Source organism: Mycobacterium sp. (assembly GCF_004298145.1).
Taxonomy (GTDB): Bacteria; Actinomycetota; Actinomycetes; order Mycobacteriales; family Mycobacteriaceae; genus Mycobacterium.
The window spans coordinates 56,038-81,705 of record NZ_SCRH01000013.1; the positions used below are offsets into that span (position 1 = coordinate 56,038).

General features: G+C 67.3%; 21 protein-coding genes and 1 pseudogene. 9 read left to right on the forward strand and 13 right to left on the reverse strand.

Translation table 11 applies throughout. The annotated features are described in order from the left end of the window. Positions 1 to 304: 304 nt before the first annotated feature. Entirely contained in the window at positions 305 to 1,327 is a 1,023-nt protein-coding gene (gene ligD / locus EPN51_RS04755) for a non-homologous end-joining DNA ligase (RefSeq protein ID WP_293037860.1), read from the reverse strand. A 26-nt stretch (positions 1,328 to 1,353) separates the two neighbouring features. Between ligD and EPN51_RS04760 the strand changes: the two genes are divergently transcribed. Beyond that, on the forward strand, positions 1,354 to 2,439 hold the full coding sequence (locus EPN51_RS04760; RefSeq protein WP_293037863.1) for an ATP-dependent DNA ligase: 1,086 nt from the start codon (positions 1,354 to 1,356) through the stop codon (positions 2,437 to 2,439). Here the strand turns inward: EPN51_RS04760 and EPN51_RS28945 are convergent. The 7 genes and pseudogenes from EPN51_RS28945 to EPN51_RS04790 all read right to left on the reverse strand — a co-directional run bounded on the left by EPN51_RS28945 (position 2,436) and on the right by EPN51_RS04790 (position 9,225). Continuing rightward, complete coding sequence (locus tag EPN51_RS28945; protein WP_366509380.1) at positions 2,436 to 3,419, reverse strand: DUF222 domain-containing protein; 984 nt, start codon at positions 3,417 to 3,419, stop codon at positions 2,436 to 2,438. The two genes, EPN51_RS04760 and EPN51_RS28945, sit on opposite strands and share 4 nt — an antisense overlap. Further along, positions 3,355 to 3,971, reverse strand: a pseudogene (locus tag EPN51_RS28950) (DUF222 domain-containing protein); the annotation flags it as partial. The pseudogene EPN51_RS28950 and the gene EPN51_RS28945, both read right to left, overlap by 65 nt. A gap of 157 nt (positions 3,972 to 4,128) precedes the next feature. Further along, on the reverse strand, positions 4,129 to 5,397 hold the full coding sequence (locus EPN51_RS04770; protein WP_293037866.1) for a cytochrome P450: 1,269 nt from the start codon (positions 5,395 to 5,397) through the stop codon (positions 4,129 to 4,131). Positions 5,398 to 5,433: 36 nt separating this feature from the next. Then, complete coding sequence (locus EPN51_RS04775; protein ID WP_293037869.1) at positions 5,434 to 6,339, reverse strand: haloalkane dehalogenase; 906 nt, start codon at positions 6,337 to 6,339, stop codon at positions 5,434 to 5,436. Position 6,340: 1 nt separating this feature from the next. Then, positions 6,341 to 6,826, reverse strand: coding sequence for an NUDIX domain-containing protein (locus tag EPN51_RS04780; RefSeq protein ID WP_293037872.1), 486 nt, complete (start codon positions 6,824 to 6,826; stop codon positions 6,341 to 6,343). A gap of 6 nt (positions 6,827 to 6,832) precedes the next feature. Then, the gene (locus tag EPN51_RS04785; protein ID WP_293037875.1) at positions 6,833 to 8,188 is read right to left on the reverse strand and encodes a wax ester/triacylglycerol synthase family O-acyltransferase; all 1,356 of its coding nucleotides are present in this window, start codon (positions 8,186 to 8,188) and stop codon (positions 6,833 to 6,835) included. 179 nt (positions 8,189 to 8,367) lie between these two features. Beyond that, positions 8,368 to 9,225 carry an SDR family oxidoreductase gene (locus EPN51_RS04790; RefSeq protein ID WP_293037878.1) on the reverse strand — a complete coding sequence of 286 codons (858 nt, stop codon included), beginning with the start codon at positions 9,223 to 9,225 and terminating at the stop codon, positions 8,368 to 8,370. Positions 9,226 to 9,340: 115 nt separating this feature from the next. Between EPN51_RS04790 and EPN51_RS04795 the strand changes: the two genes are divergently transcribed. From EPN51_RS04795 to EPN51_RS04805, 3 genes are read left to right on the forward strand one after another with little or no spacing between them, the layout of a single operon-like run. After that, positions 9,341 to 10,426 (forward strand): dihydrodipicolinate reductase, encoded by a 1,086-nt coding sequence (locus tag EPN51_RS04795; RefSeq protein WP_293037881.1) that lies wholly within the window; start codon positions 9,341 to 9,343, stop codon positions 10,424 to 10,426. A 46-nt stretch (positions 10,427 to 10,472) separates the two neighbouring features. Next, a complete protein-coding gene (locus tag EPN51_RS04800; RefSeq protein WP_293037883.1) occupies positions 10,473 to 11,246 on the forward strand; it encodes an SDR family oxidoreductase in 774 nt (257 codons plus the stop codon). Next, positions 11,243 to 11,851: a TetR/AcrR family transcriptional regulator gene (locus tag EPN51_RS04805; protein ID WP_293037886.1), complete on the forward strand. Its 609-nt coding sequence runs from the start codon at positions 11,243 to 11,245 to the stop codon at positions 11,849 to 11,851. The genes EPN51_RS04800 and EPN51_RS04805 overlap by 4 nt, the downstream gene beginning before the upstream one ends. 4 nt (positions 11,852 to 11,855) lie before the next feature. Here EPN51_RS04805 and EPN51_RS04810 read toward each other — a convergent pair whose 3' ends face one another. Continuing rightward, positions 11,856 to 12,845, reverse strand: a complete 990-nt coding sequence (locus EPN51_RS04810; RefSeq protein WP_293037888.1) for a D-2-hydroxyacid dehydrogenase family protein — start codon at positions 12,843 to 12,845, stop codon at positions 11,856 to 11,858. A gap of 13 nt (positions 12,846 to 12,858) precedes the next feature. Beyond that, positions 12,859 to 14,292 (reverse strand): short-chain fatty acyl-CoA regulator family protein, encoded by a 1,434-nt coding sequence (locus EPN51_RS04815; RefSeq protein WP_293037891.1) that lies wholly within the window; start codon positions 14,290 to 14,292, stop codon positions 12,859 to 12,861. Between the two features lie 110 nt (positions 14,293 to 14,402). Here EPN51_RS04815 and prpD point away from each other — a divergent pair, with 110 nt between their 5' ends. From prpD to EPN51_RS04835, 4 genes are read left to right on the forward strand one after another with little or no spacing between them, the layout of a single operon-like run. Continuing rightward, entirely contained in the window at positions 14,403 to 15,908 is a 1,506-nt protein-coding gene (gene prpD / locus EPN51_RS04820) for a 2-methylcitrate dehydratase PrpD (RefSeq protein ID WP_293037894.1), read from the forward strand. Continuing rightward, complete coding sequence (prpB, locus tag EPN51_RS04825; protein ID WP_293037896.1) at positions 15,908 to 16,843, forward strand: methylisocitrate lyase; 936 nt, start codon at positions 15,908 to 15,910, stop codon at positions 16,841 to 16,843. The genes prpD and prpB overlap by 1 nt, the downstream gene beginning before the upstream one ends. Continuing rightward, positions 16,840 to 17,967, forward strand: coding sequence for a bifunctional 2-methylcitrate synthase/citrate synthase (locus EPN51_RS04830; protein ID WP_293037899.1), 1,128 nt, complete (start codon positions 16,840 to 16,842; stop codon positions 17,965 to 17,967). The genes prpB and EPN51_RS04830 overlap by 4 nt, the downstream gene beginning before the upstream one ends. 5 nt (positions 17,968 to 17,972) lie before the next feature. Next, complete coding sequence (locus EPN51_RS04835) at positions 17,973 to 21,356, forward strand: pyruvate carboxylase (protein ID WP_293037902.1); 3,384 nt, start codon at positions 17,973 to 17,975, stop codon at positions 21,354 to 21,356. 106 nt (positions 21,357 to 21,462) lie between these two features. Here EPN51_RS04835 and EPN51_RS04840 read toward each other — a convergent pair whose 3' ends face one another. The 3 genes from EPN51_RS04840 to EPN51_RS04850 are packed head-to-tail and all read right to left on the reverse strand — an operon-like array spanning position 21,463 to position 24,948. Further along, positions 21,463 to 22,389 carry a CoA ester lyase gene (locus EPN51_RS04840; RefSeq protein WP_293037905.1) on the reverse strand — a complete coding sequence of 309 codons (927 nt, stop codon included), beginning with the start codon at positions 22,387 to 22,389 and terminating at the stop codon, positions 21,463 to 21,465. Between the two features lie 17 nt (positions 22,390 to 22,406). After that, positions 22,407 to 23,591 (reverse strand): CoA transferase, encoded by a 1,185-nt coding sequence (locus tag EPN51_RS04845; protein ID WP_293038138.1) that lies wholly within the window; start codon positions 23,589 to 23,591, stop codon positions 22,407 to 22,409. Beyond that, on the reverse strand, positions 23,584 to 24,948 hold the full coding sequence (locus tag EPN51_RS04850) for an LLM class flavin-dependent oxidoreductase (RefSeq protein WP_293037908.1): 1,365 nt from the start codon (positions 24,946 to 24,948) through the stop codon (positions 23,584 to 23,586). The genes EPN51_RS04845 and EPN51_RS04850 overlap by 8 nt, the downstream gene beginning before the upstream one ends. 67 nt (positions 24,949 to 25,015) lie before the next feature. Here EPN51_RS04850 and EPN51_RS04855 point away from each other — a divergent pair, with 67 nt between their 5' ends. Next, positions 25,016 to 25,666, forward strand: a complete 651-nt coding sequence (locus EPN51_RS04855; protein WP_293037911.1) for a GntR family transcriptional regulator — start codon at positions 25,016 to 25,018, stop codon at positions 25,664 to 25,666. Positions 25,667 to 25,668: the final 2 nt, after the last annotated feature.

The window sequence follows — 25,668 nt, forward strand, 5'->3', positions numbered from 1 at the left end:
CGCGAGGGCGTGCGCATCCTGAGGGCCGTGCGCACGCTCTTCGCGGAATGCCTGCTGACCTGTGCGGGTTCGCGGTAGACTGATCGCCGCAACGAAACAGCGTTGAAAGCGGTTGGCCCCGATGCCCCGGCGGCTCGGGCAGGGGAATTCGTGCGGTGTGAATCCGGTTGGCGATTCCACGCTTACAGCCGTTGGCCGTCACTGTGACAAATTCGCCTAAGCCACTGTGGCGCACGAGAATCACTTCCGGCCGACACCTCCGGGCCCAGCGCGACCCGGATGCCGATCGCCTCGAGTTCGTCCGTCAATCTTTGAGATCCCGATCCCGGCTGGGCTGAACGCGTTTGGGTTCCCCGGGCATCTTCGGATAGTTCGGCGGATATGGCATGTCACCGAGCCCACGCTCTTCGTCCGCCTCGGCCATCGCGAGCAACGAAGCAATCGACTGCGCCACATCATCCATTGCGGCCCAAGGGTCTTCACGGCGCGCGACCAGATCGGGCACGGTCGCCATGGTGTACTCGTCGGGCTCGGCGCCCGCCAGCTCCTCCCATGTCAGCGGCATCGATACCGTCGCGATCGGCGTGGGCCGCACCGAATAGGCCGACGCCATGGTGCGGTCCCGGGCGTTCTGGTTGAAGTCGATGAAGATGCGCTCGCCCCTTTCTTCCTTCCACCACGCCGTGGTGATGGCGTCGGGTGCGCGGCGCTCAACTTCACGGGCCAGCGCGATGCCCGCGCGGCGCACCGCGACGAAATCCCAGTCCGTGGCGATCCGCAGAAAGACGTGGATCCCACGGCCCCCGGATGTTTTCGGGTATCCCACCAGACCGAGCTCGTCGAGCAGCGGCCGCAACACATCGACCGCGACGGTGCGCGCCTGCTCGAAGGCGACACCGGGCTGCGGATCCAGATCGATGCGCAACTCGTCGGGGTGGTCGGTATCCGGGCAGCGCACCTGCCACGGGTGCAAGGTGATCGTGCCCATCTGTGCCGCCCACACGATCGCCGCGGGGTGGGTGACCTGCAGCGCGTCCGCCGTCCGCCCCGACGGGAAGGCCACCTGGCATGTCTTCAGGTAGTCGGGGTGGTGTTGCGGGATCCGCTTCTGGTAGATCTCCTCACCCTCGATGCCGTCCGGGAAACGCTGCAGGTGGGTTGGCCGGTTGCGCAGTGCGTCGAGCATCGGACCGCCCGCGACGGCGCGGTAGTACTCAACCAGGTGCCGCTTGGTGCCGTTGGACCCCAGCCTGGGGAAATACGGCTTGTCGGGATTGGTCAGGCGGACCGCAATACCGTCGACGTCAAGCTCTTCTGCAGCAGCCATACCATCGATTCCAGCACAATCAGGCTATGGACCTCCCTGTCATGCCGCCGGTGTCGCCGATGCTGGCCAAATCGGTTCGCTCGATTCCCCCCGGCGCGTCCTATGAGCCCAAGTGGGACGGATTCAGGTCGATCTGTTTCCGCGATGGCGATCATGTCGAGCTGGGCAGTCGCAATGAGCGGCCGATGACGCGCTACTTCCCCGAGTTGGTGGCCGCGGTCACGGCCGAGCTGCCGGAGCGCTGCGTGATCGACGGGGAGATCGTCATATCCACTATGCGAGCCACCGGCACCAGATTGGACTTCGAGGCGCTGCAACAACGCATCCACCCGGCGGACTCGCGGGTGCGGATGCTCGCCGAGGCGACGCCGGCCTCCTTCATCGCGTTCGACCTGCTCGCCCTCGGTGACGACGACTACACCCGGCGGCCGTTCAGCGAGCGGCGCGCGGCCCTCGTCGACGCCCTGGCTCCCTCAGCGCCGGGTTCCATCCATGTCACGCCCGCCACGACCGATCTGGCCACCGCCCAGCGCTGGTTCGACGAATTCGAGGGCGCCGGCCTCGATGGCGTGATCGCCAAGCCCCTGGACATCACCTACCAGCCGGACAAGCGGGTCATGTTCAAGATCAAGCACGAACGGACCGCAGACTGTGTGGTCGCCGGCTATCGGGTGCACAAGTCCGGTGCCGACGCGATCGGGTCGCTGTTGCTGGGGCTCTACCAGGATGACGGCCGACTCGCGTCGGTCGGCGTCATCGGCGCCTTCCCGATGGCCGAGCGACGGCGGCTATTCGCCGAACTCCAGCCGCTCGTCACCGACTTCACCGACCACCCATGGAACTGGGCCGCCCATGAAGCCGGCGAGCGCACGCCCCGCAAGTACGAATTCTCGCGCTGGAACGCCGGCAAGGATCTCTCCTTCGTGCCGCTGCGACCCGAGCGCGTGGTCGAGGTGCGCTACGACCACATGGAGGGCCGACGATTTCGTCATACCGCGCAGTTCAATCGGTGGCGTCCGGACCGCGACCCGCGCTCCTGCACCTACGAACAGCTGGAACAGCCGGTGACGTTCAGCCTCGGCGAGATCGTGCCGGGCCTCGGTTCGCGCTAAAACGGCGGCGCCTGGTTGCGTTCGGCGACGCCCGCGGTGTTCAGCGAGCGTTCGGCGTCGATGCGGCGGGCGCGGTCCTGTTGTCGGGTCCGGCGACGCCTGGGCATCATGACCCCGCGATCACCGAGGGATCGGTATTGCCTTGCAACACAGACAGATTCGCCCGCGGGCAGACACAGCAACGGAAACAACAGCCGACTGCCCGGCCGGGTGGTGTAGGTCTGCCCGCTCGGTGAGGTCCACACGACGGTGCCGTCTGGCCGTTGTTCGTCGCACCACCCTGCCCAGAACGTCTTGAGGAGGTGATGTTTTCTGCACAGGCACTTGAGGTTTGACGCATGGGTCGGCCCCAGCGGGAAAGGAACGGTGTGGTCGATGTCCGCGAACTCGGCGGGTCGATCGCAGCCGGGGAAGCGACAGGTCAAGTCCCGGCACCGGATGAACCGCTCCAACTCCGCCGACGGGCGATAACCCGGTTCGGGCGCGGCATTTTCGCGATAACGGACCGGCCGGACACTCGCGCCACCCTGGATCAGCTCCGCCACCAGCGCGGGCGAAATCAGGCCGCCGCCAGTGACCACGGCGGGCGGCCTACGTTGGGCCGGCGCGTCCGCTTCAGCGTCGGGTGCCGGCGCCGCCGCCACGGTTGCAGGCGCGATCGGCCGCGGTGCCCATTCGCCGGACATGTGCGGGTCCGGTTCGGCATCCAGTGCGGACGCGTCCGCAACAACGTGAATAACGACGCTGGTTGCCCGCTCGTCCTTGCCGGCGCCGCAGGGGCAGTCAGCGTTCCCACACCCGCACGCCAGCCGGAGGGCGCCGGCGGCCAGCGCACCCAAGGCGTCGGCGCGACGCTGGGGAAGGGGTGCGCGGGTCGTCGTGGCATACCCCGTGAGCCATCTGTAGCAGGCGCCGGTCCAGTACGGCAGCGTCTGTCGCATAGAGCCGGCCCGACAGGGCGGCGGTGCCCGACTCGTCATCAGCTTGGTCGATCACGACGTCGCGGCTGCGGGGGCGGCGCGGCTGCGCCGCACCGCCCCCGGGTCGTATTGGTCCACCACCGAACCGATCGCCTGCGCGGTCTTGTTCGCCGACATCGGTTCGAAGTGCGAAGCGTCCCGAGCCAGCATGGCATCGACCAATTGCAGTGTGTCGGAGTCCTTTACAAGGTCGGTGTGCCACACGATCGTCGCGGCGAGCCGGGCGCTGATCTTGCCCTCCGCGAAGAGCGACGCCACCTGGGGTAGCCGGTTGCGCAGCGACGCTGCCAGATACATCTGTCCCGAGGCCATGGCATGGCTGATGTTTTGCGCGGCGGCGACTTCGGCGGCCATCGCATCCCAGTTGTCACACGACCAGTGGGCACAGTCGGTGGGACCCTCGGCGTGACGGTGCACCAGCTCCGCGGTGGCCGCCAGCCGGTGCGCGGCGGCCGCCGCCTCCACCCTTGCGCACTCGGCGATCGCGGCCACCACTTGCGCGTCATCGGCGCGCACCAGCGCCTCGACGGTCGGCAGCTCATGGTCGAACATGCTTGTGACTGTAGCCGCGCCCACCGACGCCGAATTCAGCGCAAAAGCCAACCTGTGGAGGAACTTCCAACTGTGGATAACTCAAACGCGGGCGGTTAACCCCGGCCGGAGCCCCACTCACAAGAAGATGGGCGGATGCCCGCCGTGGGAGCGCCGATCAGACCGCGACCATGAGCCGCGACAGTCCGCGCAGCGTGACATTGGCCTTGTACAGCGGTTCGCTGTCCAACCGCGCGTTCGGGAAACGCGCGGCCACCGCCGACAGTGCCACGCTGGCCTCCAGCCGGGCCAGCGGCGCGCCCAGGCAGTAATGTGCTCCGCGCCCGAAGCCCAAGTGCCGCATACCTTCCCGATCAGGATCGAACACATCGGGCCGGTCATATTCGGCGGGATCGCGGTGGGCGGCGGCGGTCAGCAGCATCATGATGTCGCCCGCGGGCACGTCAATGCCCCCAATTGTCATGTCGTCGGCCGCAGTTCGCGTGAGCATCTGCACCGGCGGGTCGTAACGCAGGGTCTCCTCGATGACCGCCGCGGCGCGTCCCGCGTCGGCGCCCAGGGCGGCCCACTGAAACGGTTGACGCAGCATCGCCAGGACCGCGTTGCCGACCAGGTTCACCGTCGTCTCGTGACCGGCGACCAGCAGCAGGACGCAGGTGGAGACGATTTCCTCCGCCGTCAGCTGGTCGCCCGATTCCTCCACCGCGATCAGCCCGGACATCAGATCGTCGCCCGGCCGCGAACGCCGCCGTTCGATCAGGCCGTGCAGATATTCGCGTAACCACATCCCGGCGTCCATCCGCTCCTTCAGGTTGTCCGACGGCGTTCCGGTGAACGCGACGAACGGGTCGAGCGATTGCGCCAGCAGCGCGGACACCCGGCTGAACTGCGGCTCGTCCTCGAGGGGCACACCGAGGAGGCGACAGATGACCGCCACCGGCAGCGGATAGGCGAGGTCTTCCACGACTTCGAACCGGCCCTTTTCCTCGATCCGGTCGAGCAACCCGTTGATCAGCGCGGTGATATCGGGCTGCAGGGCGTTGACCACCTTCGGCACGAACGCCTTGCTGACCAGCTTGCGCAGCCGCGTGTGATCCGGTGGGTCGAGGAACAAAAAGCCCGGCGCGGTTTGCGGCGGCGCCTCGGCACCGGCCTCGATCAGCTGCTGGGTCTGCGCCTCGATCTGGGCTCGGGCGGCCGTCGACTTGAGCCGGTCATTGCTCGACGACGGGTGCCGCAGCGCCTCGTCGCACTCGCGGTAGGTGGAAAACACGGCGAGGTTGCCCTCGGGCAGATGGAACGATCCGGCGTCGCGAAACCGCGCAAAAAGCGGGTAGGGGTCGGCGCGGACGCCCGGGTCCAACAGCCGCACCAGCAGTTCGTCAGGTTTAACGGATTTGGTGGACTGCGTCGGCGCGGTCGTCATCCTGACATTGTGCCCGCAGCTCGATCCACGCCCCGCTCAGCGGCGCAGGAATGCCACGATGTGGCCGGCCAGTTCTGCTCCGGCGTCCTCTTGCACGAAGTGCCCGGCGCCGCGGATCACCGGGTGGTCGATCCCCTGCGCGCCGCGCATCTCGCGCGCGAAGATGGCGGCCATCGGCCCGGTGATGGGGTCGCTATCGCTGAAGGCGACCAACATGGGCGTCGGGCTCACCGAGAGCTCGGCCCACGCCGCCTTGTTGGCCGCCGCGGCCGGATCGTCCGGTGACGTGGGCACCAGCCCGGGCATGGCCCGCGGGCCGGCGCAGTACTCGTCGGCGGGAAATGGCGCGTCGTAGCCCGCGCGCTCCGCGTCGCTCATCTGCCGCCGACAACCGCCCTGCACAAACGCGCCGATGTCCAGCGCCGGCGTCGACGTGATGGCCTCCCGGAAGCGCCACCAGATGCCGGCCATCGGCTGCTCCCCGTTCGGCAGCCCGGTGTTGGCGACCACCACCCGGGCAAACCGTTCGGGATGCTCTGCGGCGAGCCGCAATCCGATCAGCCCGCCCCAGTCCTGACCAACCAGGGTGACGTCGTGAAGGTCCAGGACATCGAACGCCAGTGCGCGCATCCATTCGACGTGGCGTGCATAGCTGTGGTCTTCGAGCCGGGTCGGCTTGTCCGACCGGCCGAACCCGACCAGGTCCGGGCAGACGACACGGTGACCGGCCGCGACCAGTACCGGAATCATCTTGCGGTACAGATAGGACCACGACGGCTCGCCGTGCAGCATGAGAATCGGATCGGCGCTTTGGGGACCGTCTTCGATCCAGGCCACCCGCAGCACACCGCCGTCATCGTCCGGTAGTTCGCAATACCTTGGCGGGTAAGGGAAATCGGGAACCGCGTCGAACCGGTAGTCGGGGGTTCGCAACGTCTGCACGTCAACTCCTTTCGGATAGTCCGGCCAAGCCCGGCTGTGCCATCAAGCGATCGAGAAAACCGTGCTGGCCCTTCAACAACTTGGTGCGCGCGGTCGCCACCGCGAACCAGCCCACCCGATCGACCTCGGGGAACTCCCGCAGCGTGCCCGAGCCCTTCGGCCACTCCAACTGGAAAGTGTTGCTGCGCGCGTCGGTGATGTCGAGGTCGCTCTGCACGGCGAAGGCGGTCACCACCTTGCCGCCGGATTGTTTCAGCGCCCCGAGGTCGATACGCGGGCCGGCCGGCACCGGGAGCCCGAGCTCCTCGGCGAACTCGCGCGCAGCGGCCGCCCAGGGGTCCTCCCCGTCGCCGTACTCCCCTTTGGGGATCGACCACGCCCCGTCGTCTTTGCGGGCCCAGAACGGGCCACCCGGGTGCGCGATCAAGACCTCGACGGCGCCGTCGCAGGTCCGGTACAGCAACACACCCGCGCTGAGCTTGGCCATCGAGTCCTATTCTCCCACAGCTCGTTCCAGATCGGTGAGCGCGGACTCCAGATGCGCGAGCAGGCGTTGCAGGTGCGGCACACTGCGCCGGCACCCCACCAGACCGAAGTCGAGGTTTCCGGCGTTGCCGGCCAGGGTGATGTTCAGCGCTTGGCCGTCCAGCGCGATGGACAGCGGGTAGTTGCCGTCGAGCCGGGCCCCCCCGTAGTAGATCGGCTGCGTGGGTCCCGGCACATTCGAAATGATGATGTTGAACGGGGGCGACGTCGACCTCACCCAGCCCGGGACCGCCGCCAACGCCAATGCTGACGTATTGACGGCGGACAGCGCCAGCGCCTGCAACCGCGGCAACTGCGAGAACACCATCTTGTTGCTGCGCATCGATTCGCTGATCATCAGCAGACGCCGCGCGGGATCATCGGCGTCGGTCGCCAGGTTGCACAGGATGGCTCCGACCAGGTTGCCGCCGGCGTCCGCCTCGTCCTCGGTGCGCAGGCTCACCGGGACCATCGCGATCAGCGCCGTGTCCGGCAACGCGTTCTGTTCGAGTAGGTAATAGCGCAGGGCACCCGAGCACATCGCCAAGACGACGTCGTTGACCGTGACCCCCGCGGCGTTCTTGACGCTTTTGATCCGGTCCAGCGACCAGGACTGCGCGGCGCAGCGGCGGGCACCGCCGATCTTGACGTTCAACATGGTCTTCGGCGCCCCGAAAGGCAACGTCAGTTGCTGCTCGAACAGCGCCGCACGCACCAGCCCTACCGTCGAAGGAGCAAGTGCCGCAAGAGACCCCGCCGTACGAGCCAATGAACTCAACGCAGACGACGGGCTGGGTTTGCGCTGGGGTTTGCGCAGACTCCACGGCGCGCGGATCTCGGCGTCGTCGGGGTCGGTGGACAGCGCGCGCTGCATCAGCTTCTGCGCGGACACGCCGTCGATCAACGCGTGGTGAACCTTGGTGTAGATGGCGAACCGGCCATCCTTGAGACCCTCGACGACATGCGTCTCCCACAACGGGCGGTGACGATCCAGCAGGCTGCTGTGCCACCGCGACGTCAGCTCGAGCAATTCGCGGACCCGTTTCGGTGACGGCAGCGCCGAACGCCGGACGTGGTAGTCGATATCGACGTCGTCGTCGTACGACCAGCCCAGGTTTGCGATTCCACCGACAAAGCTCGCGGGATGCTTACGAAACGTGGGCTGGAAATCCCGCTGCGCGGCCAGACTCTTGTAGAGCTCACGAACGAAGCCGCGGCCGGCGCCCGGTGGGGGCTCGAACAACTGCAAGCCTCCGACGTGCATGGGATGTTCGCGAGATTCTCCCAGCAGGAAGATCGCGTCGGTGGGCATCATCAGTTCCATCCACCCATTACACCGCGACTGACGTCGACGCGCCGATCTCGTCTGCGCGGCCTAGGCCTGCGGCGTCAGGAATCGACATGCGCTGCTCATGTGAATCTCCTTGCGCTAGTGAGGTTGCGCGGCCGCGGCTGTGGCGAATCACGATGGGATCACAGCAGCGGCCAGGTTTCCTGTTCGTGCTACAGCAGATCGGTGATCGTCTTCAGGCCGGCGTCGTACAGCACCCCGGGCAGCATCCCGCCGTCGCATTCGATGGTGGTGCCGTTGACGAAGTCGGCCTGTCCGCCGGCGAGGAAAACGCAGACCCGCCCGACCTCCGCGGGCTCGCCGGCGCGGCGCAACGGAACGGCCGCGAAATACTTCTCTCCGGTCGGGTCGTCCTTGGGCAACACAAACGACCGGAAGTTTTCGGTCATCGTCGGGCCCAACGCCACGCAGTTGACGCGGACCTTCGGCCCCCACTCCTCGGCCAGTGACCGGGTCAGATGGTTGAGACCGCTTTTGGCCGCACCGTAGGAGACCAGCGTTGGCGATCCGGCCGGATGTCCCGCGCCGCTGGAGATGTTGATGATGCAGCCGGCGCCGTCCTGGGTCTGCATCTGCCGATAGGCGCGGATGGCGAACCACAGTGGGCTGATGAGGTTCATCTGCACCGCGAACGCATGGAACAGCGCCGTGCGCGCGTACTCGTCGTCGCTGGCGGGCGCGCCCTGAATGCGTTGCACCAGTTCGGGAATGCTCTCGACGTGCGGCGCCGGAACCGTGCCGCCGGCGTTGTTCACCAGGATGTCGATTCGGCCGTGGGTGGCCACGACGTCCGCGACGAACGCGTCGATCGAACGGTAATCACCCTGATCGCAGACCTTTTGAGAAGCGCGCGCCGCCCAGTCCGCTTCGACGCCGGGCATGGCGTCCAGCGGCGAACGCGAACAACCGATGACCGTCGCACCGGCCCGCAACAGTTCATGGGCGATGCCGACACCCACGCCTCGGCTGGTGCCGGTCACGATCGCGATCTTGCCCTCGAGGACGCTCATGCAACAGACCCTCTCCCGAACCATCGATCGTTGACAGTAACTGCCAGCGAGTCATAGCCTGCCATTTCGTTCGCCGATGTGTAAAGGCCGCGCACTGCCGTCCGGGAGGTCGATGATGAGTAACCCGTCCAAGCTTCGTGTCATCCAGTGGGCCACCGGCGGCGTGGGTAAGGCGGCGATCGAGTGCGTGCTCAATCACCCGCGGCTGGAACTCGTCGGGTGCTGGGTGCACAGCGCGGCCAAGGACGGGGTCGACGTCGGACGGATCATCGGCACGAAGGACCTCGGTGTCACCGCCACCACCAGCGTCGACGAGGTGCTGGCGCTCGACGCCGACTGCGTCATGTACAGCCCGCTGATACCCAACGACGACGAGGTCATCGCGATCCTGCGGTCCGGCAAGAACGTGGTCACACCGGTCGGCTGGGTCTACCCCGATCCGGGCAACCCACGCCATCAGGCCGTCGCCGCCGCCGCGGTGGAAAGTGGTGTGACACTGCATGGTTCGGGAATCCACCCCGGGGGAATCACGGAGCGATTCCCGCTCATGGTGTCCTCGCTGTCGTCGGCGATCACGCACGTGCGCGCCGAGGAGTTCTCCGACATCCGCACCTACAACGCACCGGACGTGGTGCGGCACATCATGGGTTTCGGCGGCTCCCCCGAGGAAGCCACCCAAGGACCGATGGCCGGCCTGCTCGACGCGGGCTTCAAACAGTCGGTGCGGATGATCGCCGATCACATGGGATTTCGCATCGATCCCAACATCAGAACCATCCAGGACGTCGCCGTGGCGACCGCCGACATCGACTACGACCCCTTCCCGATCACCACCGGCACCGTGGCCGCACGCCAGTTCCGCTGGCAGGCGCTCGTCGACGGCGAGCCGGTGATCACGGCGGCAGTCAACTGGCTGATGGGCGAGGAAAACCTGGACCCCGCCTGGAATTTCGGTGGGCGCGGCGAACGCTTCGAGGTCGAGATCACCGGCGACCCCGACGTGAGCCTGACGTTCAAGGGGCTGCAGCCGGAGACCATCGCCGAGGGGCTCGTCAAGAATCCGGGCGTCGTGGTCACCGCCAACCACTGCATCAACGCCGTCCCCGACGTCTGCGCCGCCGAGCCGGGCATCAAGACCTACCTCGATCTGCCGCTGTTCGCCGGGCGCCCGGCCCCGAATCTCGCGGCGGGCACCGCGTGATCCTCGAGATGCACCGGGGCATAAGGCCGCCGATGGGACCCGTCAGATGAGCTACAGCCACCCCGATTCGATGCGCGGGCACGTCGCGATCGTCACCGGCGCCGCCCAGGGCGTCGGCAAGGGCGTGGCCGCCGCGTTGCTCGAACGCGGTGCGGAAGTGCTGTTGGTCGACATCCAAGAGGAAGCCCTGGAGGCGGCCGCCGCCGAACTCCAGACGATCGGACGGGTGGAACAGCTGGTCGCGGATCTGCGCGACCCGGACAGCGCCCGGCGGATCGCCGCGGCCGCGGTCGAGGCATTCGGGACAGTGCACGGCCTGGTCAACAACGCCATCGCCACCAACGAACCCAAGGCATTCGTCGACATCACCACCGAGGACCTGGCGCTCGGGTACGAGGTCGGTCCCCGAGCGACTTTCCTGCTCATGCAGGCCGTGCACCCGCTGATGGTCAGGCAGGGCGGCGGGTCGATCGTCAACCTGGGCTCCGGGACGGGCACGGGCGGCGAGCCCAAGTGGGGCGGGTACGCGGCCGCCAAGGAAGGCATCCGCGGGCTGTCCAAGGTCGCGGCGCTGGAATGGGGACGCGACAACATCCGCGTCAACGTCATCTGCCCGTTCGCCGAGTCCGACGGCGTCAAATACTGGAAGTCCTTCGCCCCCAAGGAGTACGAAAAGGCGGTGGGGCGGGTTCCGATGAAGCGCATCGGCGACGTCCGCACCGATGTGGGCGCGCTGGTGGCGTTCCTGCTCGGTGGTGACGCCACCTTCATCACCGGGCAGACCATCCACGTCGACGGCGGGATCGGCTGCTTCCGGTGACCGTTCCCACCAGACCGGAGTCGCTGCGCGATCGGCAGCGCGCACAGATCCGCGCCGACATTCGGCGCGCGGCGTTCCGGTTGTTCGTCGAGCGCGGGTACGACGCGGTGACCACGGAGGAAATCGCCGCCGCCGCGGGTGTTTCCCCGCGCACCTTCTTCCGGCACGTGCCGGCGAAGGAGGAGCTTCTCCTCGCGCCCGTGCGCTACGGCGGCGCCGCGATCGTCACTCTCCTCGAAGGGCGCCCGGCCGGCGAATCACCCGACATCGCGCTGATCAACGCGATCATCACCCGAACCCGCTCGTTCGAGCAGGCCGACACCGAAGAATGGCGCCAAGCCTTACTGGTCGTCCCCGACCTGCTCGACAAGGTCACGGTGCACCGGCCCGCCGACAAGGAGCGGGCAACCAAGCTCATCGCCGAACGGATGGGCGCTAACCCCGACACCGATATCCGTCCCGGCTTGCTGGTCCAACTCGCGTTCGCGGCGGCGGATTTCGCGTTCCAGCAATGGGTACGGCAATCCGGGCGGCCGCGGCCCCTGGACCGCTACGTCACCGAGGCCCTCGACGCGGTCAAAAGCTCGCACTGGAAACGGAAGTGAGCGTTCAGCGCCGCTGCGACGCCTCGGGGTTGGCGATCCGAATCGGGGTCCCGTCCAGCCAGGCCGCCACCGACTCCACGGTGTCGGAGTAGAAGGCGCCGAGCATCTCGCGAGTGACGTACCCCAGGTGGGGAGACAGGGTGACATTCCGGAGCAGCCGCAACCGGTGATCGCCCGGCAGCGGTTCGATGTCATAGACGTCCAGCCCGGCACCGGCGATACGCCCGGATTCCAGCGCGGCGAGCAGGGCCACCTCGTCGACGATCGGGCCCCTGGACGTGTTGATCAGGTAGGCGTGTGGCTTCATCAGTGCCAGCTCGGATGCGCCGACCAGGCCTCGGGTGCGCTCTGAGAGCACCAAATGGATGGACACCACGTCGGAGGCTTCGAACAGGGCGGTCTTCTCCACCCGGCGAGCGCCGACGCTCGCGGCGGCTTCCTCGGTGAGATTCTGGCTCCACGCAACGACTTCCATGCCAAACGCCGTGGCGTATTCGGCCATCCGTTTGCCGACCCGGCCCAGGCCGAGGAGGCCGAGTGTCTTGCCCGACAGCGTCATACCCGCGGTGCTCTGCCACCCGCCGTCGCGCATGTTTCGATTCTCCTCGGCCAGATTGCGCACCGTCGCGATCATCAATCCCCAGGCGAGCTCCGGCGTCGCATCGCGCACAGACCTGAAACGGGGATGCGCGAAATCGGAATGGGCGACCAGGATCCCGTGCTCGGAAGCCGCGGCAAGGTCCAGGTTGGGCAGGCTCTTCCCGACGATAGTGATCAGCTTCAGGTTCGGCAGGCGTTCGATCAGGGTTCGCGGAAATGCCATCCGCTCACGCAGGGTGCACACCACATCGAACGGGCGCAGCGCTTCGGCGGCCGCTTCCTCGGAGAGGTGACGGTCGAAAACGGTGACGTCGGAACGGTTCCGCACGGTCGCCCAGTCGGCGACCCGCAGGGCCACCCCGGCGTAGTCATCGAGTATCGCTACCTTGGGCATGTGCACTCTCCATTCAGGGCGTGATCGCGGGCGGATACGGCAGATCGGTGCTGCTGTGGGGGTCGACGGATATCGGGTGACCGAGGTACGGGAAGGCACGTTGCGGGCACGCGGGCCGGTCGCAGATCTTGCAGCCGGCACCGATCGGGACGATCGACTCGGCGTCGGCCAAATCGATGCCGACCGAGTAGATCAACTTCTCCGCGTGCGCAACGTCGCATCCCAGTCCGATGGCGAAGCTCTTGTCAGGGCCGAGGTATCGGCTCGGCTCCGTCGTGGTGGTCCGCGCGATCCAGAAGTAGGTGCGCTCGTCGGGCATCTGCGCCACTTGGGTGAGAAACTGGCCGGGCCGGGAAAACGCGCGGTGAACCACCCACAGCGGGCAGTTACCCCCGACGCGGGAGAAGTGAAATGCGGTGGCGGACTGGCGTTTAGAGATGTTCCCGGCGCTGTCGGTACGCACGAAAATAAACGGCACCCCCCGCGCGTTCGGGCGCTGCAGGGTGGACAGCCGGTGACAGATGGTTTCGAACCCGACCTCGAATCGCCTTGCCAGCTGGTCGATATCGTAGCGGACGCCCTCGGCGGCGTCGAGGAATCTGCGGTAGGGCAACAGCAGGGCGCCGGCGAAATAGTTGGCCAGCCCGATACGCGCCACGCCGCGGGAGTCGTCGCTGAGCTGATCGTCGCCGGCGATGATCCCGGTGATCAATCCGGCATGGGTGAGCAGGGCGATCTGGGTGGCGAGCTGAAAGGCGCGCTGGCCGGGATGCAGCCACCGGGCCAGGTACAAGGTTTTCGATTCGGGTGCGAACAGGCGTTTGGAGTTGGGATCCAACATCTGGCCGTCGTCGATCACCACCGTGACGCCGAGTTCGTCGGCGAGCAGCTCGGCGAGCTGGCCATCGAGTCCGCCGATTCGCAAGTGGCTCTTGTGGAATAGATCTTCGGCCGCGGTGTCCAGTTCACCGATGTAGTTCTTGCGGTCGTAGAAGAAATCCCGAACCTCTTCGAACGGCATCGGCTGCTGGGACAGCGCCGACGTGTCCGAGATTTCCAGGTTGGCGCGACTGTGCAGGGCTTCCAGGTCGGCGGTCGTGTCGTGCAGCCGCCGATGCAGGTTGACCAGAGTCTGACCGATCGCGGGCATGCGGGCGACGAGCTCCTCGACTTGCGCGGCCGTGGCGGGCCCCTCGGCGAGCACCTCCCGAAGGTCGGAAATCAATCGGGCGTCGGACTCCGGCGCAAAGTACTGGCTCGGCAGATCGAATCGTTCGGTAATGGCGAGGAGTACCGGAACGGTGATCGGGCGCTGGTCATTTTCCAGCTGATTGACGTAGCTGGTCGACAAACCCAGGACGCGCGCCAGCGCCACCTGGGTCAGCCCCTGCTCCTCGCGCAATCGCCGCAGCCGCGCCCCGGCGAACGTCTTCGCCACGGATCCCACCGTACGCCCGACACCTTTCACAACATTCGCAAAATCATGCGGATAAGGACACAAATTTACGCCTTTACAGGGGATTTACCCAGCAGCTGGTCGTGCGTACTGTGCGTCTTATGCGCGTACACGACGTTCGTACTCGGCGGAGCGCCGACGATTTCCCCCGAGAAGAGCATCTGGCGTGGAAGATCGCCGAGGTGGCCGCGGATCCGGTGGCGGTGCCCGTGGAGGTCGTGGCGATGGTGGTCAATCGGGTCATCGACAACGCCGCGGTGTCGGCGGCGTCGGTGGTTCGTCGTCCGGTGACGGTCGCGCGGGCTCAGGCGCGGGCGCACCCTTACTCACCCAGGGGGGCGAGGGTTTTCGGTGTCGTGGGCAATTATTCGCCGGAGTGGGCGGCGTGGGCCAACGGTGTGGCGGTGCGCGAGTTGGATTTTCATGACACGTTTTTGGCCGCGGAGTATTCGCATCCGGGGGACAACATTCCCCCGCTCGTTGCCGTGGCCCAGCACCTGGGGATCGGCGGGGCGGATCTGATCCGGGGCATCGCGACGGGCTATGAGATCCAGATCGATCTGGTCAAGGGAATCTGCTTGCACGAGCACAAGATTGACCATGTCGCACATCTGGGCCCGTCGGTGGCTGCCGGGTTGGGCGCGATGTTGGGCCTGGACACCGAGATCATTTATCAGGCGATCGGGCAGGCGCTGCATTTGACGACGTCGACCCGGCAGTCGCGCAAGGGCCTGATCTCGAGCTGGAAGGCCTACGCGCCGGCCTGGGCCGGCAAGGTGGCCATCGAGGCGGTCGACCGCGCCATGCGCGGCGAGGGCGCGCCGGCCCCGATCTGGGAGGGCGAGGACGGGGTGATCGCCTGGCTGCTTTCGGGTCCTGAGCACACCTATCGGGTTCCGCTGCCCGAGCCCGGGGAGCCCAAGCGGGCCATCCTGGACAGTTACACCAAGGAGTACTCCGCGGAGTATCAGAGTCAGGCGCTGATCGATTTGGCGCGCCGGATGCGTGAGCGGATCGGGGATCTGGGCCAGGTCGCCACGATCGTGCTGCACACCAGCCATCACACCCACTACGTGATCGGCACCGGCTCGGGTGATCCGCACAAGTTCGACCCGGACGCTTCGCGGGAGACGCTGGATCACTCGGTGATGTACATCTTCGCGGTCGCGTTGCAGGACGGCAGCTGGCATCACGAGCGCTCTTATGCGCCGGCGCGGGCGCATCGGCCCGACACCGTCGCGCTGTGGCGCAAGATCTCCACGGTCGAGGATCCCGAATGGACCCGGCGCTACCACTGCGCCGATCCGGCCGAGAAGGCGTTCGGTGCCCGCGCGGAGGTCACCCTCGAAAGCGGTGAGGTCATCGTCGACGAGATCGCCGTCGCCGATGCTCACCCGTTGGGGGCCCGCCCGTTTGGGCGCAATCAGTACATCGGGAAGTTCACCGAGCTGGCCGAGGGGGTGGTCAGCGACGTCGAGCAGCAGCGGTTCCTGGCGGCGGCCCAAGACCTGGCCGGCCTGCGGCCCGGCGCTCTGGGCGCGCTCAACATCACCGTCGACCCGCGGGTATTGGATCGGGCGCCCGCGATTGCCGGTGGGATCTTCTGATGGGCGGGCTGATCGGCGCTGAGGTGCCCGCGGCGGACAAGCGAGCTCACTTGCGTGCCGCGCTGGAAAGCGGCCGCTTGCAACGGTTCCCGGGGGCGTTTTCACCGCTGGTGGCCAAGCTGATCGCCGAGCTCGGGTTCGACGGGGTGTATGTGTCCGGGGCGGTCCTCGCGGCCGATTTGGGCCTGCCCGACATCGGCCTGACCACCCTGACCGAGGTCGGCGGACGCGGCGCGCAGATCGCGTCGGTCACCGATTTGCCCACCCTGATCGACGCCGACACCGGCTTCGGTGAACCGATGAGCGCCGCGCGCACCGTGACCGTGCTCGAGGACGCCGGGCTGGCCGGCTGCCATTTGGAGGACCAGGAAAACCCGAAACGCTGCGGGCATCTCGACGGCAAATCCGTGGTGCCGGCCGGAGAGATGATCAAACGGCTGCGCGCGGCCGTGTCCGCGCGCCGCGACCCGAATTTCATCATCTGCGCCCGCACCGATGCCGCCGCCGTCGAGGGGATCCCCGCGGCGATCGAGCGGGCCAAGGCCTACGCCGACGCGGGTGCTGACCTGATCTTCACCGAAGCCTTGGGCACCGCAGCCGAATTCGAGCGGTTCCGCGCCGCCGTGGACACGCCGCTGCTGGCCAACATGACCGAGTTCGGCAAGTCGGAGCTGCTGAGCGCCGGGCAGCTGTCCGACATCGGCTACAACGTGGTGATCTACCCGGTCACCACGCTGCGGCTGGCCATGCACGCCGTCGAGGCCGGCCTTCGTGACATCGCCGAGACCGGAACACAATCGGGGCTAATCGACCGGATGCAGCACCGCAGCCGGCTCTACGAGTTGCTGCGCTACGCCGAGTACACCCAATTCGATGCCGACATCGACAACATCGACAACTTCGCCACTGAAGCCAGTGAAGGAGTCGCACAATGAACACCGTCGAAGACAACCAACCCCGCATCTACAAGGGTCTGGCCGGTGTTGTCGTAGACACGACCGCCATCTCCAAAGTCGTCCCCGAGACCAACTCCTTGACCTACCGCGGCTACGCCGTCCAAGACCTCGCGGCCCAGTGCAGCTTCGAGCAGGTCGCCTACCTGCTCTGGCACGGTGAGCTCCCCGACGACCAGCAGCTGGCGCTGTTCACCGCGCGGGAACGCGCGGCGCGCCGGCTCAACCGATCCCAGCTCTCGCTGCTGGCCAAGTTGCCCGAGACCTGTCACCCGATGGACGTGGTGCGCACCTTCATCAGCTCGATGGGCGCCGAAGACCCCGACGAGGACGACAGCGGCCCGCAGGCCAACTACGCCAAGGCGCTGCGGATGTTCGCGGTGCTGCCCACCGTTGTGGCCGCCGACATGCGCCGCCGGCGCGGCCTGGACCCCATCGCCCCGCACCCCCACCTGAGCTACGCCCAGAATTTCTTGCACATGTGCTTCGGCGATGTCCCCGAGCAGGTGATCGTCGACGCCTTCGAACAGTCGATGGTGCTCTACGCCGAGCACAGCTTCAACGCCTCGACCTTCGCCGCGCGCGTGGTCACCTCCACCCAGTCCGACATCTACAGCGCGGTCACGGCCGCCATCGGCGCGCTGAAGGGCCCGCTGCACGGCGGAGCCAACGAGGCCGTCATGCACGACATGATCGAAATCGGCAGCGCCGACAAGGCCTCAGAATGGCTACGGGACAAGCTGGATCGCAGAGACAAGATCATGGGCTTCGGCCACCGCGTCTACAAGAACGGCGACTCCCGGGTGCCCACCATGAAACAGGCGCTGGCGCGCGTCGCCGCCAACCGCGACGGTCAGAAGTGGCTCGACATCTACGACACCCTGGAAAAGGGCATGGCCGCCGCCAACGGCATCAAACCCAACCTCGACTTCCCGACCGGACCCGCCTACCACCTGATGGGCTTCGACATCGGAACCTTCACCCCGATCTTCGTGATGAGCCGCATCACCGGCTGGACCGCACACATCATCGAACAAACCGCATCCAACGCGCTGATCCGCCCCCTCAGCGAATACGTCGGACCGCCCCAACGCGCCCTATCGTAAGTACCGTGTTGACGAAAGTCCTGGTCGCCAATCGAGGCGAGATCGCGATCCGTGCATTCCGCGCCGCCTACGAATTGGAAATGGCCACCGTGGCGGTCTATCCCTACGAGGACCGTAATTCGGTGCATCGGCTCAAGGCCGACGAGTCGTACCAGATCGGTGCGGAGGGCCACCCGGTCCGCGCCTACCTGTCGGTCGATGACATCGTCGCCACAGCGCTGGCGTGCGGGGCGGACGCGATCTACCCCGGCTATGGCTTCCTGTCGGAGAATCCGGACCTGGCGGCGGCGTGCGCGGCGGCGGGCATCACCTTCGTCGGCCCGAGTGCGGAGGTGCTGGAGCTCACCGGCAACAAGTCGCGGGCGATCGCGGCGGCGCGGGCCGCGGGGCTTCCGGTGCTGGCCTCCTCGGCGCCCTCCACGTCGGTGGACGAGTTGGTGACGGCCGCCGAGGCGATGACGTTTCCGCTGTTCGTCAAGGCGGTCGCCGGCGGCGGCGGACGCGGGATGCGCCGGGTCACCGACCCGGCGGCACTTCCGGAGGCGATCGAGGCGGCCAGCCGTGAGGCCGAATCCGCCTTCGGGGATGCCTCGGTGTTCCTCGAGCAGGCGGTGATCAATCCGCGCCACATCGAGGTCCAGATTCTGGCCGACAACCACGGCAACGTGATTCATCTCTACGAACGGGATTGCAGTGTGCAGCGGCGGCACCAGAAGGTGATCGAAATCGCACCGGCGCCCAACCTGGATCCGCGGCTGCGCGAACGTATTTGCGCGGATGCGGTGGCGTTCGCGCAACGTATCGGCTACACCTGTGCGGGCACGGTGGAATTCCTGCTCGACGAACGCGGCAATCACGTGTTCATCGAGATGAATCCGCGCATCCAGGTAGAGCACACGGTGACCGAGGAGATCACCGACGTCGACCTGGTCTCCGCTCAGTTGCGGATCGCGTCTGGACAAACGCTGGAAGAGATTGGCTTACGCCAGGATTCGGTCGTCCCGCACGGCGCGGCGCTGCAATGCCGCATCACCACCGAGGATCCGGCGAACGGCTTCCGTCCGGATACCGGTCGCATCACCGCCTACCGCACCCCGGGCGGCGCGGGAATCCGGCTGGACGGCGGCACGACGCTGGGCGCGGAGATCAGCGCGCATTTCGACTCGATGCTGATCAAGCTGACGTGCCGGGGTCGCGACTTCCCCACGGCCGTGCGCCGGGCCCGGCGGGCGGTCGCGGAATTCCGCATTCGTGGTGTCTCTACCAACATCCCGTTCCTGCAAGCGGTCCTCGATGACGCGGACTTCCAGGCCGGACACATCACCACCTCATTCATCGAGGAGCGCCCGCAGCTGCTCACGGCGCGCAGCTCAGCCGACCGCGGCACCAGGATTCTCAGCTACCTGGCCGACGTCACCGTCAACAAGCCGCACGGTGAGCGGCCGTCGACGGTGTACCCGCACGACAAGTTGCCCGACATCGACCTGTCGATCGCCCCGCCCGCGGGGTCCAAGCAGCGTTTGACCGAACTCGGGCCGCAGCGATTCGCGGCCTGGCTCCGCGAGTCGCCCGGCGTCGCCGTCACGGACACCACGTTCCGCGACGCGCACCAATCGCTGCTGGCGACCCGGGTCCGCACCACCGGCCTGATCAAGGTGGCGCCCTACCTCGCGCGAACCACGCCGCAGCTGTTGTCGGTGGAGTGCTGGGGCGGGGCGACTTACGATGTGGCGCTGCGGTTCTTGAAGGAGGACCCGTGGGAGCGCCTGGCGGTGCTGCGGGAGGCGATGCCCAACATCTGTCTGCAGATGCTGCTGCGCGGGCGCAACACCGTCGGCTACACGCCCTACCCGGAGACGGTGACGACGGCGTTCGTCGAGGAGGCGACGGCGACCGGCATCGACATCTTCCGGATCTTCGATGCGTTGAACAACGTTGACTCGATGCGGCCGGCGATCGACGCGGTGCGGGACACCGGCGCGGCGGTGGCCGAGGTGGCGATGTCCTACACCGGTGATCTGTCCGATCCGGCCGAAAAGCTTTACACGCTGGACTATTACCTCAAGTTGGCCGAACAGATCGTCGAAGCGGGCGCGCACGTGCTGGCGATCAAGGACATGGCCGGCTTGTTGCGCGCACCGGCCGCCGCGACACTGGTCTCGGCGCTCAAATCCCGGTTCGACCTGCCCGTGCACGTGCATACCCACGACACCCCGGGCGGACAGCTGGCGAGCTACGTGGCGGCCTGGCACGCGGGGGCCGACGCCGTCGACGGGGCCGCGGCACCGCTGGCGGGGACCACCAGCCAGCCCGCGCTGTCGTCGATCGTGGCCGCTGCGGCCAACACCCCCTACGACACCGGGTTGTCGCTGCCGGCGGTATGCGACCTGGAGCCGTACTGGGAGGCCCTGCGAAAGGTCTACGCGCCGTTCGAATCCGGGCTTCCATCCCCGACGGGGCGCGTCTACCATCACGAGATCCCCGGCGGCCAATTGTCGAACCTGCGTCAGCAGGCCATCGCGCTGGGCCTCGGCGACCGGTTCGAGAACATCGAAGACGCCTACGCCGGCGCCGACGGGATCCTCGGGCGTCTCGTCAAGGTCACACCGTCGAGCAAGGTGGTCGGCGACCTGGCGCTGGCTCTGGTCGGGGCGGGTGTCAGCGCGCAGGACTTCGCCGACAACCCGGCGCGCTATGACATCCCGGACTCGGTCATCGGCTTCCTGCGCGGCGAACTCGGTGACCCACCCGGCGGCTGGCCGGAGCCGTTGCGCACCAAGGCATTAGACGGTCGCGGGCCGGCGAAGCCCGAGCAGCCGCTGACGGCCGACCATGAAAAGGCACTGGCCGCGCCCGGCACCGGCCGCCAGGCGGCGCTGAATCGGCTGCTGTTTCCCGGGCCGGCCAAAGAACTCGAGGACCACCGCGAGACCTACGGCGACACCTCCGGACTCAGCGCCAACCAGTTCTTCTACGGCTTGCGCCAGGGGGACGAACACCGCGTGCAGCTGGAGCGCGGTGTGGAGCTGCTGATCGGCCTGGAGGCCATCTCCGATCCCGACGAACGCGGCATGCGCACCGTGATGTGCATCCTCAACGGTCAGCTCCGCCCCATCGTGGTGCGCGACCGCAGCATCGCCAGCGACGTGCCGGCGGCCGAGAAGGCCGATCGCACCAATCCCGACCACGTCGCCGCCCCGTTCGCCGGGGTCGTCACGGTCACCGTCGAGGTCGGGGCCCAGGTGGAGGCCGGCCAGACGATCGCGACGATCGAGGCGATGAAGATGGAGGCCGCCGTCACCACCGGCAAGGCCGGCAAGGTCGCGCGAATCGCGTTGTCGCACACCGCACAAGTCGAGGGCGGCGACCTCTTGGTGGTGATCGACTAGCGGCGATCGCGAGCGCGGCGAAGCCGGGCGAAGCGGGTCGCCGCCATCAGGCTAGCGGCGATCGCGAGCGCGGCGAAGCCGGGCGAAGCGGGTCGCCGCCATCAGGCTAGCGGCGATCGCGAGCGCGGCTGCTCTTGATCAGGGCGGCGCGCGCCAGCGTCTGCTCCGCCTGCTTCACGTGGGCGGCGTCGACCAGCACTCCGTTCACCCCGACGGCGCCGCGCCCGTTGGCTTCGGCTTCCCGGTAGGCGGCGACGTTGGCTTCGGCGCGGGCGATCTCGCCGGCGGTCGGGGCGTAGACCCCGTTGGCGACGGGCACCTGGTCGGGGTGGATCGCCCACTTGCCGGTGTAGCCGAGCAGCGACGCGCGCCGCGCGTCGCGCTCATACCCCGAGAGGTCCCGGTAGTCGGGGTACGGCGCGTCGATCGCGTCGATGCCGGCGATGCGCGCGGCGACGATCACCTTGTTGCGCGCGTAGGCCCAGAATTCGCCGGGATATTCGCCCAGCGGGACGAAGTTGGTATCCACCCGCGCGCCCTGGGAGAGTGAGAAATCGCCCACCCCGAAGATCAGGGCGTCGAGGCGAGGACTGGCCGCCGCGATCTCCTCGGCGTTGGCCAAGCCCTCCACCTCTTCGATCAGCACCTCGAGCCGAATTCGCCTGCCCAGGTTCAGTTTCGATTCGAGTTGCGTGAGCAGAACGTCCACCCACCACACGTCGCGGGCGCTGCGCGCCTTGGGGATGATGATGGTGTCGAGGTTGCGGCCGGCCCTGCTCACCACGTCGATGACGTCGTCGTGGCACCACCGGGTGTCCAGGCCGTTGATCCGCACCGCCCGAGCGGTGCGGCCCCAGTCCAGGTCGTTGAGCGCGCTGATCGCCTTGCCGCGCGATTCCTCCTTGTACGCCGGCGGCACGGCATCCTCGAGATCGAGGAACACCAGGTCGGCACCGCATCCGGCGGCCTTGTCGAACATGTTGTCATTGCTTGCGGGCACCGCGAGCTCGGAGCGGCGGAGAAGATTCGTCATCGATCAGTTCCCTTCTGTCACAACACGCCCCGGGCGCGTAGGTCGTCGATTTCGTCAGGGGTCATGCCGAGCAACCCCCCGTACACCTCGGTGTTGTGCTCGCCCAGGCGCGGCCCCAGATGCGCTACCGTGCCGGACGCCGACGAGAAACGCGGGACGGGGGCCTGCACCGTCATGGGTCCGAGTTGTTGGTCGTCGACGGAGATGAACACCTCGCGATGCGCCAGCTGCTCGTCGGCGACCAGGTCGCCGATGTCGTAGACCGGGGCCGCGGCCACCTCGTGCGCTTCGAAGGCGGCCATCGCCTCCGAAAGTGTCTTGGTGACAACCCAATCGGCGACCACCGCGTCGACTTCGCGGGCCCGCGCCAGCCGTCGCTGCGGGTCGGAGAAATCGGCGTCTTCCAGCAGATCGTGCCTGCCGATCGCCCGGAACACCCGCAGCGCCAGCGCCGGCGAACTGCCGGACATGGCCAGCCACTTGCCGTCCGCCGTGCGATAGGTGTTGCGGGGTGCGGAAATGTCCCACCGGTTGCCGGCCCGCTCGGGCACCAGGCCCAACTGGTCATAGCCCAACAGCGTCTGTTCCAGCAGCCGGGCCAGCGGGTCGATCAGGTTGACGTCGATCAGCTGCCCCGGCCCGCCGTGCACGTCGCGGTGATACAGCGCCATCATCACCGCGTAGGCCGCGTTCAGCGATGCGACGCCGTCGGCCAACATGAACGGCGGCAGGGTGGGCGGCGCGCCGGCCGGCCCGGTGATGTGCGCGAATCCGCTCATCGCCTCGCCCAGCGTGCCGAAGCCGGGGCGCTCACTCTTCGGCCCGCTCAGGCCGTAGCCGGTGATGTGCAGCATCACGATGCGGTCGTTGACCGCGCGCAGGCTCTCATAGTCCAGGCCCCACTTGCGCAGGGTCTGGGGGCGGGTGTTGAAGATGGCGACGTCGGCGTGCTCCACCAGACGGCGCACCAGCGCCTGGCCTTCGGCGCAGCGCAAGTCCAGCGTGATCGATCGCTTGTTGCGCGCAATCGACTTCCACATCAGGCCGACACCCTCGCGCTGATTGCCCCAGCCCCGGATCGGGTCACCGCGGCGCGGTTCTTCGACCTTGATCACGTCGGCGCCGAACTCACCGAGATAGGTCGCCACCAGCGGCGCGGCGGCCAGCGTGGCGAGGTCGAGCACGCGGAGCCCGTCAAGCATGGGCACCGGCGGCCACCCGGGTGTTGGACGGACGCTGCAGCCCGAGATGTCCGCGCAGCGTGGACGATTCGTATTCGGTGCGGAACAGCCCGCGGCGTTGCAGTTCCGGGACCACCATGCGGACGACGTCTTCGAACGCGCCGGGCAGATGCGTTGCGGCCAGCACGAATCCGTCGCACGCGCCGCTTTCGAACCAGTCCGCCATCTGATCGGCGACCTGTTCACCGGTGCCGACGAAGCGGGGTCCCTGCAGCAGGGTGGCGCGATGGTTGGCCAGGTCACGCAACGTGACTGTATCCCCGCCGATATGGGTGCGCAGGTTCTGCACCAGCCCGCGGATACCGGAGACCGAAGCGAGCAGTTCGTCGGTCACCGGGTCGTCGAGATCATGCTGCGCGAAGTCGTAATTCATCAGCTCCGACAACAGCGTCAGCGATGCCATCGGGTGCACCAGATCGTTGAGGAACATCGCTTCGCGATCCTTGGCGTGGGATTCGGATTCGCCCACCACCGCGTAGGCCATGGGGCAGATGCGAACGGCGGCGGGGTCGCGGCCGGCGTCGGCGATGCGATCCTTTTGATCGGCGTAGTGGCTGCGCGCCACCTCGATGCCCGGATCGCCGGTGAAGATCAATTCGGCCCAGCGGGAAGCGAATTCGCGGCCGCGTCCCGACGATCCGGCCTGGATGATGACCGGCCGGCCCTGCGGGGTGCGCGGCACCGTCAGCGGGCCGCGGGCGGAGAAGAACTGGCCGACGTGTCCCAGCTCGTGCACCTTGGCAGGGTCGGCGAACTGACCGGACACCCGGTCGTGCAGGACGGCCTCATCCTCCCAGGTGTCCCACAGGCCGGTCACCACGTCCATGAATTCGTCGGCGCGGTCGTACCGTTCGTCGTGGCCGAGGTGGGCGTCGACACCGAAGTTCTGCGCCTCGCTGTCGTTGACCGACGTGACGACGTTCCAGGCCGCGCGGCCGCCCGAAAGGTGGTCCAGCGAGGCGAATGTGCGCGCCACATGGAAGGGCGCGTAATACGTCGTCGAGTAGGTCGCGCCCAGGCCGATCGTCGAGGTGGCCTGCGCCAGCACGCCGAGAATCACGCCGAGGTCCAGCTTGACCGGTCGGGCGCCGTAGTGCACGGCCTCGTCCACCGATCCGCCGTAGACGCCGGGCATGGCCAGGCGATCGTCGAAGAACATCAGATCGAAACAGCCCTCTTCGAGCTGACGGCCGATCTTCGCGTAGTAGGAGGCATCCAGGTACCGGTGCTCGGTCGCGGGGTGCCGCCACGAGCCCGCGTAGACAGAGGTGCTGCCGGCCTGCATAAAGGCGACGAGGGCCATCTTGTCGGTTCGCATGCTTGAAACGTAACATCTGATATTTCAGATTTCAAATGCTAGACCTGCCGTTTGGTATTATGCCCACGTGGCCGCGATCGACATCTCCGGGACGGTCCGGGAGCGCGCCGCCCGCGAGCTTCGGGACCGCATCCTCACCGGCGTCCTGCCCGCCGGTTCACGGGTCGACCTCGACGCCATCACCGCGGAATTCGCGACCAGCCGCACCCCGGTGCGGGAGGCGCTGCTGGAGCTGTCGTTCGAGGGCCTGGTTCAAGTCGCCCCGCGCAGTGGCGTGACGGTGCTCGGGATCAGCCCGGACGACGTCCTGGACAGCTTCACCATTCTCGGTGTGTTGACCGGACAGGCCGCGGCGTGGGCCGCCGAGCGGATCGAGCCCGCAGAGCTCGAGACCCTGCGAGAACTCGCGGCCGACGTCGTGGCGCGATCCGGTGACGACAGCATCGGAGAGGCCAACTGGCATTTCCATCAAATGATCCACCGCGCCGCGCACTCACCCCGCCTGCTGAACCAGATCAAGCAGGTCGCCCGCGTGGTGCCGAGCAACTTCCTCACGCTGTTCCCCGAGCACGAAAAGCATTCGCTCGACGAACACCAACAGCTTCTCGACGCGCTCGCCGACAAGGACGCCGAGCGGGCCCGCGCGATCGCCGAACGACACGTCCTGGACGCCGGACGCTCGCTGGCCGACTGGCTCGAGCAGCGCCGCGACGGTTAGCG

Bases quoted from the DNA above. Each gene is read 5' to 3' on its own strand.
- ligD (WP_293037860.1), bottom strand. From the start codon at position 1,327: ATGGCTGCTGCAGAAGAGCTTGACGTCGACGGTATTGCGGTCCGCCTG.
- EPN51_RS04760 (WP_293037863.1), top strand. From the start codon at position 1,354: ATGGACCTCCCTGTCATGCCGCCGGTGTCGCCGATGCTGGCCAAATCG.
- EPN51_RS28945 (WP_366509380.1), bottom strand. From the start codon at position 3,419: ATGACGAGTCGGGCACCGCCGCCCTGTCGGGCCGGCTCTATGCGACAG.
- EPN51_RS04770 (WP_293037866.1), bottom strand. From the start codon at position 5,397: ATGACGACCGCGCCGACGCAGTCCACCAAATCCGTTAAACCTGACGAA.
- EPN51_RS04780 (WP_293037872.1), bottom strand. From the start codon at position 6,826: ATGGCCAAGCTCAGCGCGGGTGTGTTGCTGTACCGGACCTGCGACGGC.
- EPN51_RS04785 (WP_293037875.1), bottom strand. From the start codon at position 8,188: ATGGAACTGATGATGCCCACCGACGCGATCTTCCTGCTGGGAGAATCT.
- EPN51_RS04790 (WP_293037878.1), bottom strand. From the start codon at position 9,225: ATGAGCGTCCTCGAGGGCAAGATCGCGATCGTGACCGGCACCAGCCGA.
- EPN51_RS04795 (WP_293037881.1), top strand. From the start codon at position 9,341: ATGAGTAACCCGTCCAAGCTTCGTGTCATCCAGTGGGCCACCGGCGGC.
- EPN51_RS04800 (WP_293037883.1), top strand. From the start codon at position 10,473: ATGAGCTACAGCCACCCCGATTCGATGCGCGGGCACGTCGCGATCGTC.
- EPN51_RS04810 (WP_293037888.1), bottom strand. From the start codon at position 12,845: ATGCCCAAGGTAGCGATACTCGATGACTACGCCGGGGTGGCCCTGCGG.
- prpD (WP_293037894.1), top strand. From the start codon at position 14,403: ATGCGCGTACACGACGTTCGTACTCGGCGGAGCGCCGACGATTTCCCC.
- prpB (WP_293037896.1), top strand. From the start codon at position 15,908: ATGGGCGGGCTGATCGGCGCTGAGGTGCCCGCGGCGGACAAGCGAGCT.
- EPN51_RS04830 (WP_293037899.1), top strand. From the start codon at position 16,840: ATGAACACCGTCGAAGACAACCAACCCCGCATCTACAAGGGTCTGGCC.
- EPN51_RS04840 (WP_293037905.1), bottom strand. From the start codon at position 22,389: ATGACGAATCTTCTCCGCCGCTCCGAGCTCGCGGTGCCCGCAAGCAAT.
- EPN51_RS04845 (WP_293038138.1), bottom strand. From the start codon at position 23,591: ATGCTTGACGGGCTCCGCGTGCTCGACCTCGCCACGCTGGCCGCCGCG.
- EPN51_RS04850 (WP_293037908.1), bottom strand. From the start codon at position 24,948: ATGCGAACCGACAAGATGGCCCTCGTCGCCTTTATGCAGGCCGGCAGC.